Origin of the sequence: Vibrio salilacus, assembly GCF_002811245.1 — a bacterium.
Taxonomy (GTDB): Bacteria; Pseudomonadota; Gammaproteobacteria; order Enterobacterales; family Vibrionaceae; genus Vibrio; species Vibrio salilacus.
This window is the reverse complement of sequence record NZ_NIVQ01000012.1, coordinates 24,185-37,982: the sequence shown is the minus strand read 5'-3', so window position 1 is coordinate 37,982 and position 13,798 is coordinate 24,185. Positions and strand designations below refer to the sequence as shown.

General features: G+C 47.7%; 13 protein-coding genes. 5 read left to right on the top strand and 8 right to left on the bottom strand.

Translation table 11 applies throughout. The features are described 5' to 3' along the window. The first annotated feature begins 28 nt into the window (after positions 1 to 28). Complete coding sequence (locus CDZ87_RS10105; protein WP_100753439.1) at positions 29 to 466, top strand: Hsp20 family protein; 438 nt, start codon at positions 29 to 31, stop codon at positions 464 to 466. Positions 467 to 539: 73 nt separating this feature from the next. On the opposite strand, the gene CDZ87_RS10100 is transcribed toward CDZ87_RS10105, so the two are convergent. The 3 genes from CDZ87_RS10100 to glyQ all read right to left on the bottom strand — a co-directional run bounded on the left by CDZ87_RS10100 (position 540) and on the right by glyQ (position 5,015). Continuing rightward, entirely contained in the window at positions 540 to 1,790 is a 1,251-nt protein-coding gene (locus CDZ87_RS10100) for a valine--pyruvate transaminase (RefSeq protein WP_100753438.1), read from the bottom strand. Positions 1,791 to 1,995: 205 nt separating this feature from the next. Further along, positions 1,996 to 4,077 (bottom strand): glycine--tRNA ligase subunit beta, encoded by a 2,082-nt coding sequence (gene glyS / locus CDZ87_RS10095; protein WP_100753437.1) that lies wholly within the window; start codon positions 4,075 to 4,077, stop codon positions 1,996 to 1,998. A gap of 2 nt (positions 4,078 to 4,079) precedes the next feature. Then, the gene (gene glyQ / locus CDZ87_RS10090) at positions 4,080 to 5,015 is read right to left on the bottom strand and encodes a glycine--tRNA ligase subunit alpha (RefSeq protein WP_100753436.1); all 936 of its coding nucleotides are present in this window, start codon (positions 5,013 to 5,015) and stop codon (positions 4,080 to 4,082) included. 454 nt (positions 5,016 to 5,469) lie between these two features. Between glyQ and CDZ87_RS10085 the strand changes: the two genes are divergently transcribed. Beyond that, positions 5,470 to 6,024: a TMEM165/GDT1 family protein gene (locus CDZ87_RS10085; protein WP_100753435.1), complete on the top strand. Its 555-nt coding sequence runs from the start codon at positions 5,470 to 5,472 to the stop codon at positions 6,022 to 6,024. 152 nt (positions 6,025 to 6,176) lie between these two features. Continuing rightward, a complete protein-coding gene (locus tag CDZ87_RS10080; protein WP_100753434.1) occupies positions 6,177 to 6,437 on the top strand; it encodes a hypothetical protein in 261 nt (86 codons plus the stop codon). Positions 6,438 to 6,486: 49 nt separating this feature from the next. Here CDZ87_RS10080 and tusA read toward each other — a convergent pair whose 3' ends face one another. Further along, entirely contained in the window at positions 6,487 to 6,735 is a 249-nt protein-coding gene (tusA, locus tag CDZ87_RS10075) for a sulfurtransferase TusA (RefSeq protein WP_038175819.1), read from the bottom strand. 138 nt (positions 6,736 to 6,873) lie between these two features. Between tusA and CDZ87_RS10070 the strand changes: the two genes are divergently transcribed. Continuing rightward, on the top strand, positions 6,874 to 7,062 hold the full coding sequence (locus CDZ87_RS10070; RefSeq protein WP_100753433.1) for a hypothetical protein: 189 nt from the start codon (positions 6,874 to 6,876) through the stop codon (positions 7,060 to 7,062). A 153-nt stretch (positions 7,063 to 7,215) separates the two neighbouring features. Then, positions 7,216 to 8,157 carry a LysR family transcriptional regulator gene (locus tag CDZ87_RS10065; protein ID WP_172953577.1) on the top strand — a complete coding sequence of 314 codons (942 nt, stop codon included), beginning with the start codon at positions 7,216 to 7,218 and terminating at the stop codon, positions 8,155 to 8,157. 125 nt (positions 8,158 to 8,282) lie between these two features. On the opposite strand, the gene acuI is transcribed toward CDZ87_RS10065, so the two are convergent. From acuI to ilvE, 4 genes are all read right to left on the bottom strand, one after another. After that, a complete protein-coding gene (gene acuI / locus CDZ87_RS10060) occupies positions 8,283 to 9,263 on the bottom strand; it encodes an acrylyl-CoA reductase (NADPH) (RefSeq protein ID WP_100753431.1) in 981 nt (326 codons plus the stop codon). 168 nt (positions 9,264 to 9,431) lie between these two features. Further along, positions 9,432 to 10,979, bottom strand: a complete 1,548-nt coding sequence (gene ilvA / locus CDZ87_RS10055) for a threonine ammonia-lyase, biosynthetic (protein WP_100753430.1) — start codon at positions 10,977 to 10,979, stop codon at positions 9,432 to 9,434. A 3-nt stretch (positions 10,980 to 10,982) separates the two neighbouring features. Then, positions 10,983 to 12,824, bottom strand: a complete 1,842-nt coding sequence (ilvD, locus tag CDZ87_RS10050; protein WP_100753429.1) for a dihydroxy-acid dehydratase — start codon at positions 12,822 to 12,824, stop codon at positions 10,983 to 10,985. Between the two features lie 26 nt (positions 12,825 to 12,850). Further along, on the bottom strand, positions 12,851 to 13,798 hold the full coding sequence (gene ilvE / locus CDZ87_RS10045) for a branched-chain-amino-acid transaminase (protein ID WP_100753428.1): 948 nt from the start codon (positions 13,796 to 13,798) through the stop codon (positions 12,851 to 12,853).

Here is a 13,798-nt window from a genome sequence, read left to right as displayed (position 1 = left end):
GACTATTGCTTATCAAGAGGATAGTATTATGAGAACTGCAGATTTCACTCCTTTATACCGCAACGCCATCGGCTTTGATCGTCTGGTTGATATGATGGAAGCGTCCGCCGCTAAAAACAGTTCAGGCGGTTACCCTCCATACAACATTGAACAGCAAGATGATAACCACTACCGTATCACTATGGCTGTGGCAGGTTTTGCTGAAGATCAGCTAGAACTGACTCAGGCAGAACACACCTTGATCGTTAAAGGTGAACGTAAAGCCGAAGAGGGTAAAAGTTACATTTACCAAGGTATTGCTGAGCGCGACTTTGAACGCAAATTCCAACTTGCTGACTATGTAAAAGTCATCGGTGCGAGCATGGAAAACGGTCTATTGCATATCGACCTAGAGCGTGAAATTCCTCAAGCAATGCAACCACGAAAAATTGAAATTAATAGTAATAAATATATTGAGAGTAAATAATCGCGGATAGTGCGAATAATGAGTGAAAGAGCGCCGATGGCGCTCTTTTTATTTGGTGCGATGTTGTGAGAGCCTATTGCTGCAAGTACGCTTTTTCGACCTCTTCTGCGATGATAGAAATCCCTTTTTGCATCATCTCATCATTTTGTACATAGTTCATACGCAAGCATTGGTGAGCGTGTTGCCAGTCATCTTGTTGGCCAATAAAAAAATACTCGCCCGGAACAATTAACACGCCGCGTGCTTTAAGGCGTTTATACAGTTCCATTGTGGTGATGGGGAGCTCATCAAACCACAGCCACAAGAAGATCGCGCCCTCTGGCTTATGGATACGAAAGCGAGAGTCTGTAATTGTTTTTTGTAACAGTTCAACCGCGCGCTGTGATTTCTGTTGGTAGAACGGTTTAATCACCTCAGCGCTGAGCTTAAGCAAGTCTCCTTTGCCAATAATATGGTTGGCTATTGCCGGGCCAAGACTGCCGGGCGCCAAGCTGATAATCCCATTCATATTGGTCAAGGCTTGTGTTATTTCTTCGCTGGCGATCACGATTCCGCAGCGTACGCCAGGTAACCCGAGCTTAGATAGGCTCATACACAAGATGGTGTTGTCATTCCAAAATGGTTCGACGTCTTCAAAGATGATATTAGGAAAAGGTAGACCGTAGGCATTATCAATGATTAACGGGATATTGTTTTCACGTGCCAGCTTATCGAGCTTGTGAATCTCTTGATCGGTAAGCACGTTACCAGTCGGATTGGTGGGGCGAGAAGCGCAAATGGCCGCGACAGACTTATCCACTTTAAGCTGTTCAAAATCGACATGGTACTTGAAAAGGCCATTGTCGAGCATTTCGATCTCTGGATGATAAGAGACAAAAATGTCCTCATCAATACCCGCATCACCATAGCCAATATATTCAGGTGCAAGAGGCAACAAAATTTTCTTGTGCGAGCCGTCTGGCTGCTTGCCAGCCAAAAGGTTAAATAGGTAGAAGAAACCGCTTTGGCTACCGTTGGTTAGACTGATATTTTTTTCTGATATATCCCAGCCGTAGGTCTGTTTTAGTAGTTTGGCCAGCGATTTAACAAAAGCATCTTTACCTTGCGGCCCGTCGTAGTTGGCCATGGCTGCCACCAGTTCGCCACTGGCGAGCATCTCTTCACTGGCTTGATGAAAGTAATCGAGCATGGCGGGAATAGCGGCTGGATTGCCTCCGCCGAGCATGATGGCACCGGGGGTGCGTAGACCATCATTCAAGTCATCCATTAATTGAGTGATTCCGGAGTACTGATTAAACTTTTCGCCAAACTTAGAAAACTGCATTTCTTTTTGTACCTAATTCATTGTTGTCATTGCTTTTATAAAGAAAGACCAATGCGTAGTTGGTCAACAGAGTAATCCCTGAACATACCTTAATGGTGTGGTCACGAAAAGCACTAATTCTGTGCAACAGATAAAACAAAGCCCAACTCCGAGGAGTTGGGCTTAGATAACGGTCTTTATACTAAAGAGCGGCTATTACCGCGGGTTATTTTTGCAATAGTGAAATATCCGCAATCTGCAGGAACAGATTACGCAGGTTGTTCAATAGTATTAGGCGGTTATTCTTCAGCGCTTCGTCATCGGCCATTACCATCACGTTATCGAAGAAGGCATCGACAGGCTCACGTAGCTCAGCCAGTTGGCTTAGCGCTTGCTGGTAGTTGCCTGTTGCAAAGGCGGGCTCTAGCGCTTCAGTCATCACTTCAACGTTTTCAGCGAGTATTTTCTCAGCGTCTTCTTGTAGCAATGCAAGATCGATTTCAGCTGCTAGCTCACCGTCAAATTTGGCCAGAATGTTACCCACACGCTTGTTTGCCGCTGCGAGCGCTTCTGCAGCGTCCAGTTCACGGAAGTGAGAAACAGCTTTAACACGTTGGTCAAAGTCAGCTGGTTTGGTTGGACGGCGTGCCAGTACTGCTTGGATGACATCAACGCTGAAACCAGCATCTTGATACCATGCGCGGAAACGGCCAAGCATAAAGTCGATAACGTCAGCTTCTACGTTGTCATTGGTTAGCTTATCACCCAGTAGTGCTTTCGCTTTACCGATTAAGTCGGTTAGGTCAAGGTTGTAGCCATTTTCAACGATGATGCGCAGCACACCGAGTGACGCGCGACGTAGGGCAAATGGGTCAGAACCCTTAGGGGCTTGGCCAATACCAAAGATACCGACGATTGTGTCTAGCTTATCCGCCATGGCTACGGCAGAAGAGATGCCTGTGCTTGGCAGGTCGTCGCCAGCGAAACGCGGCATGTATTGCTCGTATAGCGCCAGCGCAACTTGCTCGTCTTCACCGTCATGGGTTGCGTAGTGCATGCCCATCACACCTTGAGTATCGGTAAATTCGAATACCATCGAGGTCATTAGGTCACATTTCGCGAGCAAACCTGCACGTTTCGATTTCTCTACGTCAGCATCGATTTGTTCAGCGATGTAGCCAGCCAGCTCAGTAATACGATCAGTCTTGTCTTTGATTGTCCCAAGCTGTTTTTGGAAAATGGCTTGATCTAGTTCAGGCAGACGGTCGATTAGCGGGCGCTTACGGTCAGTGTTAAAGAAGAACTCAGCATCGGCTAGACGTGGGCGTACTACCTTTTCGTTACCTTCGATAACGTAGCGAGGCTCTTTAGATTCGATGTTTGAAACGAAGATGAAGTTAGGTAGTAGCTTCTTGTTGTCATCGCCTTCTCCGTATGAGTAGACGGGGAAGTACTTCTGGTCACCTTTCATGGTGTAAACCAAGGCTTCCGAAGGCACTTTTAGGAACTCTTCTTCGAACTTAGCCGTAAGAACGACAGGCCATTCAACCAAAGAAGTCACTTCTTCAACGAGGTCATCTTCAAGATCAGCAACACCGCCAACCGCTGCAGCTGCTTTTTGGGCGTCAGCAAGGATGATCGCTTTACGTGCTTGGTAATCAGCCATCACTTTACCGCGCTCTGCTAGAATCGCAGGGTATTGCTCAGCAGAGTCGATAGTGAACTCTTGCTCACCCATGAAACGGTGGCCACGAATAGTGCGGCTTGATGCGACGCCGAGAATTTCACCTTCGATAAGGTCGCTGCCCATTAGCATCGTCAGGGTTTTCACTGGGCGGATAAATTGGGTGGTTTTGTTGCCCCAACGCATTGGTTTTGCGATCGGTAGGTTAGCCAGTGCTTTTGCGGCCAGCTCAACCACGATCTCAGACGTTGCTTGGCCTTTGACTTCTTGTTTGAAAAGGAGCCATTCGCCTTTGTCTGTTGTTAGACGCTCTGCTTGGTCAACGGTGATGCCGTTACCACGAGCCCAACCTTGCGCGGCTTTGGTCGCATTACCTTCAGCGTCGAAGGCAACCGCAATGGCAGGGCCACGTTTTTCTACTACTTTGTCTGCTTGGCCTTCAGCTAGCGCCGCGACACGTAGTGCAAGGCGGCGAGGGGCTGCGTACCACTTCACGCCTTCATGAGCGAGATTGGCTTCTTTAAGCTCCGCTTCGAAGTTGGCAGCAAATGCTTCTGCTAGTGTACGAAGTTGCGTTGGTGGTAGCTCTTCGGTACCCAGTTCAATTAAAAATTCTTTTGCCATGATTACTTCTCCTCGTTCGCTTTGTTTTCTACAGAACGACACATAGGGAAGCCAAGCGCTTCACGTGACGCGTAGTATGCTTCTGCTACCGCCTTGGTTAGGTTGCGGATACGAAGGATGTAACGTTGCCGCTCGGTCACCGAGATCGCTTTACGAGCATCAAGAATGTTGAATGCGTGGCCTGCTTTTAAAATGCGTTCATAAGCAGGAAGCGGCAGCGGCTTCTCTAGATCTAGTAAGGCTTGACACTCTTTTTCACACTGGTCGAAGAAAGTGAATAGGAAATCAACATCGGCGTGTTCGAAGTTGTAGGTAGATTGCTCAACTTCGTTCTGGTGGAAGATATCACCGTAAGTGACGTTAGAACCGTCAGGTGCGACGTTCCATACTAGGTCGTAAACCGAATCAACTTCTTGAATGTACATCGCTAGACGCTCGATGCCGTACGTTATTTCACCGGTAACGGGTTTGCATTCAAGGCCGCCCACTTGCTGGAAGTACGTAAATTGAGTCACTTCCATACCGTTAAGCCACACTTCCCAGCCAAGCCCCCATGCGCCAAGAGTCGGGTTTTCCCAGTTATCTTCAACGAAACGGATGTCGTGAACCAGCGGATCGACACCAAGCACTTCAAGGGAACCTAAGTACAATTCTTGGATATTGTCTGGCGATGGTTTTAGCGCTACTTGGAATTGATAATAGTGCTGAAGACGGTTAGGGTTTTCGCCGTAACGGCCATCGGTTGGGCGACGTGAAGGTTGTACATAAGCGGTTGACATTGGCTCAGGGCCAAGTGCACGTAGACATGTCATTGGGTGGGAGGTGCCCGCACCTACTTCCATATCTAAAGGTTGAACAATAGTACAACCGTTTTGTGCCCAATAATCCTGCAGCGCGAGGATCATTCCCTGGAAGGTTTTGATATCGTATTTTTGCATAGTAATTCGCGCAATTCTTTGAGTAAAAAGTCTGTCTGAAACAGAGGAAGATAGCAATCAAGTATACCCAGATATTAGGCCTGGGAGTAGGGCTAATCTTGATTAATTGCTAAGCAAAAATATCCTTTAATGGAAATATACTAGCCTAGATAAGCACACTTTCTTAAAAGGGAGTAAATTTGCACTTTAGGGCTTGAGGTAGCAGCCAGAGACGGATAGAATTCCCGCGTCTTTGGGGAGTAGCTTACCTAATTATCAACACCGATATATTAAGTTCGTTCGTCAACATAATTGATGCAAAATCATCATGGCGTTCGAGACAAAGGTTTGGCCATAACACAACAAAAACGGCCACTTTGTTTAGCAAGACCTTAGACAAATCATCACGAACCGAGGCGGGGCGTGAGGTTTGTCTTTGGTTAAAATCATTATCCCTGCCTCATAAGAGCATGTCGTGAGCGTTTTAGCTATCTCAATCACTACCGTCGCACTGGCGGAAATTGGTGATAAAACTCAATTGTTGTCGCTATTGTTAGCGAGCCGATACCGTAAACCTATCCCTATCATTGCCGCTATTTTTTTAGCAACGATGGTCAATCATGCCTTAGCTGCTTGGTTAGGGGTCGTGGTTGCCGATTACCTCTCTCCTTTAGTGCTTAAGTGGGTGCTGGTGGTCAGCTTTATTGCTATGGCCGTTTGGGTGCTGATTCCGGACAAATTGGATGATGATGAACAAGTCTCCACACGAGGCCCTTTTATCGCCAGTTTTATTGCCTTTTTTGTGGCTGAAATCGGCGATAAAACTCAAATAGCCACATCAATTCTTGGAGCTCAATATGCCGATGCGCTGATGCTGGTGGTGTTGGGTACAACCATAGGTATGTTGCTTGCCAATGTTCCTGTGGTATTAATTGGTAAACTGTCAGCAGATAAAATGCCCTTGAATTTGATTCGCAAAGTGACGGCTTTATTATTTGTTATTCTAGCGATTGGCGCGGCGATGTTCTGAGTGACTATAATCCGTTTACTCTTCAATTATGACTAGTAAATTGCGCGCTGAGACTTGAACTAAGATTCGTATCGAGACGTGATCAATGATCTATTCGTGTTACGCATGTCATGCTAATTTAATGGTGTAAATGATAGCGAGAGGGCAAAATCATGCTTACACGTTACATCGGAATGACGGCGCGCAGTCAGAGTTACTTATTCACCTTTGGTTTAGCGTTGTGCTTATTGGCGATGGTGTTAACCGATATGTGGCTGCCAATTGTCGCAGGGGCATTTATTTTGACTGGATTGATGGTTGAGTCGTGGATTCGCGTTGCACATATCATCCCAATGCATGAAGAGATGCAGTCAATGAGAAAGCAAATCCAGAAACTTCAGTCGAAAGTGCATACCATCGAATACGACGAATAAAATAACGGCTGCCCATTAGGCAGCCGTTTTGTTTCCAATCTAGGCAGTGTTACACCACCCCTTTCTTGATTAAATATAGGTACGGCAACTGATCGGTTTGCGAACCAATCAATTGGTGATCCATAAAACGACAAAAACTAGGAATATCACGAGTCGTTGACGGATCATCGGCTTTCACCAGTAAAACCTCACCTTGCTGCATGTTGCGAATTGTCTTCCTGACCATCATTACTGGCTCTGGGCAACGGAGTCCTTCTGCCTCTAGAGTTTGATTTGCCTGCTGTGGATTGAATGTCATGGTCGTGTCTTTGGTTACTCAATTTGGCTTAGATAATACTAGTGAGGAAAAAATATTCAATAACCCCTTGGCAAAGTGAACATTTTGCTTTAACTTATTTAACAAGTTAGTAACATTTAGTTCGGGGAGCGGAATCTTATGACAGCGTTAGATCGTTTAACTATCTACTCAGTACTGTGTTTTATTTCTTTCTGTGCTCTGGTGTTACGTTCCCCAGCAGAATCGTCGTCATTTATGCCATTGCTTGGTATGGGTGCAACAATAGTTGGAATTTGGCTTGAGATGCATCGCTGGCCGAGTGCATCTGAAGAGCAAGGAAACGGCTAACAGGCCTTCCAGCTGTTACTTTTTTTAATCACTACGATCAACTACATTCCGACACTATCCCCAGTTTTCTTGGGCTTCCCCGCTGAAAAGCGGGATTTTTTTTGCCTGAAAAAGGTACAATCAATAGATACCTTGTCAATGTCGTGGTTAAACGTGGAACTAGAAGATATTTATCGTCGCGATCTCAATTTGTTAATTGCATTGCGTGTGTTGATTGAAGAGTGCAGCGTTAGCAAGGCGGCTCAACGTCTTAATCTGAGTCAGTCAGCAATGAGTAGGGTGCTTGGTCGTTTACGAGACATGCTCGATGACCCCTTATTTACCCGCCAAGGTCAACACTTGATTGCGACTGAAAAAGCGCGAGAAATGGATCGCTTACTCGGTGAACCGCTTGAATCTCTGCGTATCCTGCTTTCACCGGTCGAGTTTGAGCCCCGCAGTTGTGAGCAAACCTTTACCATTGCGACCACCGATTATGCGATGCAGACCATTTTACCATTTGCCTTGCCGCGCATTTATCAAGAAGCACCGAATGTGTCGTTTAACTTCTTACCTTTGCAGCATGACAGGTTAGCTGATCAATTGACGGCCGAGGGCGCCGATTTAGCCATTTGTCGCCCCATTGGACCCGTCACACCGCTGCGTAGTGAAGTGTTGGGCCGAGTGAGTGTGTTGTGTTTAGTGTCTAGGCAGCATCCGTTAGCGGATGTCGACATGTGTTTAGATGATTATTTAACTTACCCTCATGCGATGATTGCCATCAGTGATGGGGTGAAAGCATTGCTTGAGCAGGCGCTAGTGGAAAAGCCCAAACAACGTATGGTATTGCGCGCTTATCATCTTGAGGCTGCATTAGCGATTGTCGATACTATGCCGCTGATCATCACCGTGCCAGCTGACTTGGCCTACTTGGTTGCTGAGCGTCACGATTTAGTGATTAAACCACTGCCGTTTCAATTCACACCGTTTGACTATTCGGTGATCTGGCACCCACGTTGTGAGCACTCTCCGGCTCAGGAGTGGTTAAGGGCGATTGTGAAAGAAGAGTGTGGTCGTTTGATCGCGAAACGGATTGAAGATATTGGCTTAATCTGAAAAAAGCCAATAAGGTCACGGGGTAAAGAGTAGCCACGAAATATCGGTAATCTCTAGTTATAGATAGAGGTTACCGACGTGTTCGTTTTTAATTCTATGCTAATGGCTGTGGTTCGTTACTGCGCTTAAAGTTTAATCACCACGCGACCCGTCACTTGACCATTGGTAATGTCTTCGGCGTATTTTGGTGCTTCTGCCAGTTCGATTTCAGTACACGCTTGTTCGAAGTAGCTATCAGGAAGCAATTCAACCAGTTTCTGCCACGCTGCGATGCGTTTTTCGGTTGGGCACGAGACAGAGTCAACCCCTTGCAGGCGAACATTACGTAAGATGAACGGCATTACCGTGGTTGGCAAATCAAAACCACCCGCCAGACCACATGCCGCGACAGCACCGTTATAGTCCATTTGTGATAAGACCTTCGCCAGTACTTTACTGCCGACAGTATCAACGGCGCCAGCCCAGATCTGTTTTTCTAGCGGACGAGCCGGTTGTTCAAATTCAGCTCGCTCGATGATGCGACTTGCGCCGAGTTTTTCTAACAGCGGACCATTTTGCTCTGCGCGACCCGTCACCGCGGCCACTTTATAGCCAAGCTGGGCAAGCAGGGTTACGGCGACAGAGCCAACACCACCACTTGCGCCTGTGACGAGTACTTCACCATCTTCAGGTTTCACGCCTGCATCAAGCAGTGCTTGCACACACAACATACCAGTAAAGCCAGCCGTACCAACCATCATGGCTTTTTTACTGTCTAAGCCTGCTGGCAGCGGTACTAGCCAGTCTGCTTTGAGGCATGCACGTTGCGCCATGCCGCCCCAATGATTTTCACCCACGCCCCAGCCTGTTAGGACAACTTTATCGCCCGCTTGGTAACGCTCGTCTTGAGAGCTAACCACTGTGCCTGCTAAGTCAATGCCCGGTACCATCGGAAAGTTACGGATGATCTTGCCTTTGCCTGTAATCGCAAGGCCATCTTTGTAGTTGAGTGATGAATAATCGACATCAATCAATACGTCGCCTTCAGGCAGTTGTGCTTCATCAATTAGCTCAACAGAAGCGAGTGTCCGTTTTTCTTCTTGGTTTAGAATCAGTGCGTTAAACATAGTGGTCTCCACAATAGGCCAGCAATTTTAAAAATAGAATTGAGTGTAGACTCAATTCTATTATGAATAAAATGAAACTTTAGCATTATATCTATGCGTATCACGCATTACATCGACTGGGCGAAAGAAGAAAAAGCCAAGCCAGTCGGAAGGACTGGCTTGGTTGGGTTAGGAGAGGAAAAATTTATACGATGGATTATCGGTCTCGTCTTTACAGCGATAATTCAGTTCGCGCAAGTGCTCTGAGAAGCGCTTGAGATCGCTTTCATCAAGCTCAAAACCACACAATACTCGCCCATAGTCAGCGCCATGGTTGCGGTAGTTGAATAGGCTAATGTTCCAATGGGTACCGAGGGTGCTGAGAAACTTCAGCAGTGCGCCAGGGTATTCTGGAAACTCAAAGCTGTATAAACGTTCCTTCAATGTCTTTGATGGTTTACCGCCAATCATATAGCGGACGTGCAGCTTGGCCATCTCATCATCAGAGAGGTCAACCACCGGATAACCGCCTTCACGCAAATCATGAATGATATGTTCCAGCTCATCCTGACCGCCTTGCAGGCGTACACCAACAAAAATATTGGCGAGTGCATCGTCGTTGTAACGGTAGTTAAACTCGGTGACGGCACGGCCACCAATCAGGTGACAGAACTCAAAAAATGCGCCTTGACGTTCAGGAATCGTGACCGCTAGTAGACCTTCGCGTTTTTCTCCTAACTCGCATCGCTCTGACACATAACGCAAGCCGTGGAAGTTGGTATTGGCCCCTGACAGTACGGTTCCGAGATTTTTGCTCTTAAGCTGATGTTGCTCTACATATTTTTTCAGACCGGCTAACGCCAATGCACCAGAAGGTTCAGCGATAGCGCGGGTATCTTCGAAAATATCTTTCACCGCTGCGCAAATCTCATCACTTGAGACACTGATATGGCCATCAATATATTTGTGGCATAGGCGGAAGGTTTCTTCACCGATGCGTTTGACCGCGACTCCGTCGGCAAACATACTGACCTGATCTAATACCACGGGTTCACCAGCATCAAGCGCCGCCTTAAGACACGCAGAGTCTTCGGGCTCAACTGCAATCACTTTGATTTCTGGCATCAGTTGTTTGACTAACACAGCGACGCCAGCGGCGAGGCCACCACCACCAACGGGCACAAAGATATAATCAAGGTGGCCGTTTTGTTGCAGCATCTCCATGCCTATCGTGCCTTGACCTGCAATCACCAATGGGTGATCAAAAGGAGGCACAAAGGTGTAGCCGTACTCTGCTGACAGACGTTCTGCTTCGGTTTTAGCTTCATCAAAGTTATTGCCATGAAGCACAACGTTACCACCAAAGCTACGCACGGCATCGACTTTAATATCAGGGGTAATCTTAGGCATCACAATGGTGGTTTTGATGCCAAGCTTGGTGCCCGATAGCGCCAGTCCTTGCGCATGATTACCGGCCGATGCGGCGATGACGCCTGCCGCTTTTTGTTCTTCGTTCAGGCTAGCGACCATATTGTAAGCGCCGCGCAGTTTAAACGAGTGTACCGGCTGACGGTCTTCTCGTTTAATTTGCACTTGGTTGCCAATACGTGCAGTCAAGCGCGGCATCTCTTGCAGTGGCGTGACGGTGGCGACTTCATAAACGGGAGCGCGTAAGATCTGGCGCAGATAGTCTGCGCCAGTCTGTTTTGCTTTCCCAGAGGATAAAGAGTCAGTCATAAGCTAGTCCTCTAGCTTAGATTTGTCTCGCACTGCGCCTTTATCGGCACTGGTCGCCATGCTTGCGTACGCTTTTAATGCCAAAGAGACTTCACGTTGGCGATCAACAGGTTTCCAGCCGAGTTGATCTTGTTTTGCACGGCGAGCCGTCAGTTCCTCTGCTGGCACATCTAAAGTGATAGAACGGTTTGGAATATCAATCGTAATGATATCGCCATCTTGAACTAGGCCAATCGTGCCGCCACTTGCAGCTTCTGGTGATGCATGACCAATCGACAGGCCAGATGTGCCGCCAGAGAAGCGCCCGTCGGTTAGTAGAGCACAAGATTTACCTAGCCCCATCGATTTTAGATAAGTGGTTGGGTAAAGCATCTCTTGCATACCCGGACCACCTTTCGGGCCTTCATAGCGAATGACCACCACTTCACCGGCTTTGACTTTGCCACCTAAAATGCCCTCAACCGCGGTATCTTGGCTTTCAAAGACAATCGCGGGACCTTGAAATTTCAGGTTTTCTTCATCAACGCCAGCGGTCTTAACGATACAGCCATCAACGGCAATGTTGCCAGACAGTACCGCGAGACCACCTTCTTGGCTAAAGGCATTTTCTTTGGTACGAATACAGCCGCCTACGCGGTCGTCATCAAGGCGATCCCAACGACAATCTTGTGAGAACGCCTTGGTAGTGCGAATACCGGCCGGACCGGCGCGGAAGAACTTGAGTACATCTTGATCTTCCGTTTGCATGATGTCGTACTGAGCAAGCTGCTGTTTCATCGACATCCCTAGCACGGTACTGGTGTCGCTGTTGATCAGGCCGGCGCGGTCAAGTTCGCCAAGAATAGCCATGACACCACCCGCGCGGTGGACATCTTCCATATGATATTTCTGAGTTGATGGTGCCACTTTACATAAGTGTGGCACGCGACGAGACATGGCATCGATGTCGGTCATATCAAAATCGATATCCCCTTCTTGCGCCGCGGCAAGTAGGTGAAGAACCGTATTACTTGAGCCTCCCATCGCGATATCAAGTGCCATGGCGTTTTCAAATGCCGGACGGTTGGCGATGTTGCGTGGCAGTGCGGATTCGTCGTCTTGCTCGTAGTAACGTTTGGTGAGTTCTACCACGCGTTTACCGGCATTAATGAACAGTTGCTCGCGATCGGCGTGCGTTGCCAGCATTGAGCCATTACCAGGTTGAGACAGGCCAAGCGCTTCGGTAAGACAGTTCATTGAGTTAGCGGTAAACATGCCTGAACATGAGCCACACGTTGGGCAAGCAGAACGTTCGATTTGCTCGCTCTGTTCGTCAGAGACTTTCGGGTCGGCACCTTGAATCATCGCATCGACCAAGTCGAGTTTGATGATTTGATCGGAAAGTTTGGTTTTACCGGCTTCCATTGGCCCGCCTGAAACGAAAATAACGGGGATGTTGAGGCGCATAGCGGCCATCATCATGCCCGGAGTGATTTTGTCACAGTTAGATATACATACCATGGCATCAGCACAGTGGGCGTTAACCATGTACTCGACGGAGTCGGCAATCAACTCACGTGAAGGCAGTGAGTAAAGCATTCCGCCATGACCCATTGCAATACCATCGTCAACCGCGATGGTATTGAACTCTTTAGCGATGCCGCCCGCTTTTTCTATTTCTCTAGCAACCAGTTGGCCCATATCTTTAAGGTGAACGTGGCCTGGGACAAACTGGGTGAATGAGTTCACCACGGCGATAATTGGCTTACCGAAATCTTCGTCTTTCACGCCAGTGGCGCGCCAAAGGGCACGCGCACCAGCCATGTTGCGTCCGTGAGTTGTGGTTGTTGATCTGTATTTAGGCATTGTGTTACTTCCTTATCTGCCGGTGCTTAAGCTTTTTTAGCGTCTTGAGGGTAAACGTAATCTAACCAACCCCATTTATCTTCGGTCGTGCCATTAAATAGGCCGAAGTAAGCGTCTTGGAGGTCTTTGGTGATAGGGCCACGTTTACCACAACCGACTTCAATTTTATCGATATTGGCAACAGGAACGACCTCTGCTGCAGTCCCCGTCATAAAGACTTCATCGGCGAGGTAGAGTGCTTCGCGAGCAATGTTGGTTTCGCGCACTTCGTAGCCTTTGTCACGCGCAATGGTCATGATCGAATCGCGGGTAATACCAGGCAAAATAGCGCTAGTCGCTGGTGGGGTCATGATCACGCCATCTTTAATCACAAAGATATTTTCCCCAGCACCTTCGGATAAGTAACCATCAACACTAAGAGCAATACCTTCGTCATAGCCATGACGACGCGCTTCACCACCGACTAGCAGCGAAGATAGGTAGTTCCCGCCCGCTTTGGCTGCGGTTGGAATCGTATTAGGTGCGGCGCGATTCCAACTGGAAATCATCGCGTCTACGCCTTTCTCTAGAGCCTCCTCGCCGAGATAAGAACCCCATGGGAAAGCAGCAATGATCAGATCCATCTCCGTGCCTACTGGAGGACAAACTCCTAAACCGACATTACCAACAAAACCGAGCGGACGAATGTAAGCACTATCGAGTTTATTTTGGCGCAATGTTTCGCGCGTTGCTTCCATGATCTCTTCGACAGTATAAGGAATCGGGAAGCGATAAATTTTTGCAGAATCTTTTAAACGTTTAGCGTGATCTAAATGACGGAAGACAATAGGCCCCTTTGGTGTGTTGTAGCAGCGAACGCCTTCAAACACAGATGTGCCGTAGTGCATCGCATGGGTCAATACATGGACATTGGCTTCTGCCCAAGGAAGCATTTCACCGTTAAACCAAATGTAGTCTGCTGTTTTTGTAGCCAT

Bases quoted from the DNA above. Each gene is read 5' to 3' on its own strand.
- tusA (WP_038175819.1), bottom strand. From the start codon at position 6,735: ATGACATTCAATCCACAGCAGGCAAATCAAACTCTAGAGGCAGAAGGA.
- ilvD (WP_100753429.1), bottom strand. From the start codon at position 12,824: ATGCCTAAATACAGATCAACAACCACAACTCACGGACGCAACATGGCT.
- CDZ87_RS10080 (WP_100753434.1), top strand. From the start codon at position 6,177: ATGCTTACACGTTACATCGGAATGACGGCGCGCAGTCAGAGTTACTTA.
- ilvE (WP_100753428.1), bottom strand. From the start codon at position 13,798: ATGGCTACAAAAACAGCAGACTACATTTGGTTTAACGGTGAAATGCTT.
- glyQ (WP_100753436.1), bottom strand. From the start codon at position 5,015: ATGCAAAAATACGATATCAAAACCTTCCAGGGAATGATCCTCGCGCTG.
- glyS (WP_100753437.1), bottom strand. From the start codon at position 4,077: ATGGCAAAAGAATTTTTAATTGAACTGGGTACCGAAGAGCTACCACCA.
- CDZ87_RS10070 (WP_100753433.1), top strand. From the start codon at position 6,874: ATGACAGCGTTAGATCGTTTAACTATCTACTCAGTACTGTGTTTTATT.
- CDZ87_RS10105 (WP_100753439.1), top strand. From the start codon at position 29: ATGAGAACTGCAGATTTCACTCCTTTATACCGCAACGCCATCGGCTTT.
- CDZ87_RS10100 (WP_100753438.1), bottom strand. From the start codon at position 1,790: ATGCAGTTTTCTAAGTTTGGCGAAAAGTTTAATCAGTACTCCGGAATC.
- acuI (WP_100753431.1), bottom strand. From the start codon at position 9,263: ATGTTTAACGCACTGATTCTAAACCAAGAAGAAAAACGGACACTCGCT.
- ilvA (WP_100753430.1), bottom strand. From the start codon at position 10,979: ATGACTGACTCTTTATCCTCTGGGAAAGCAAAACAGACTGGCGCAGAC.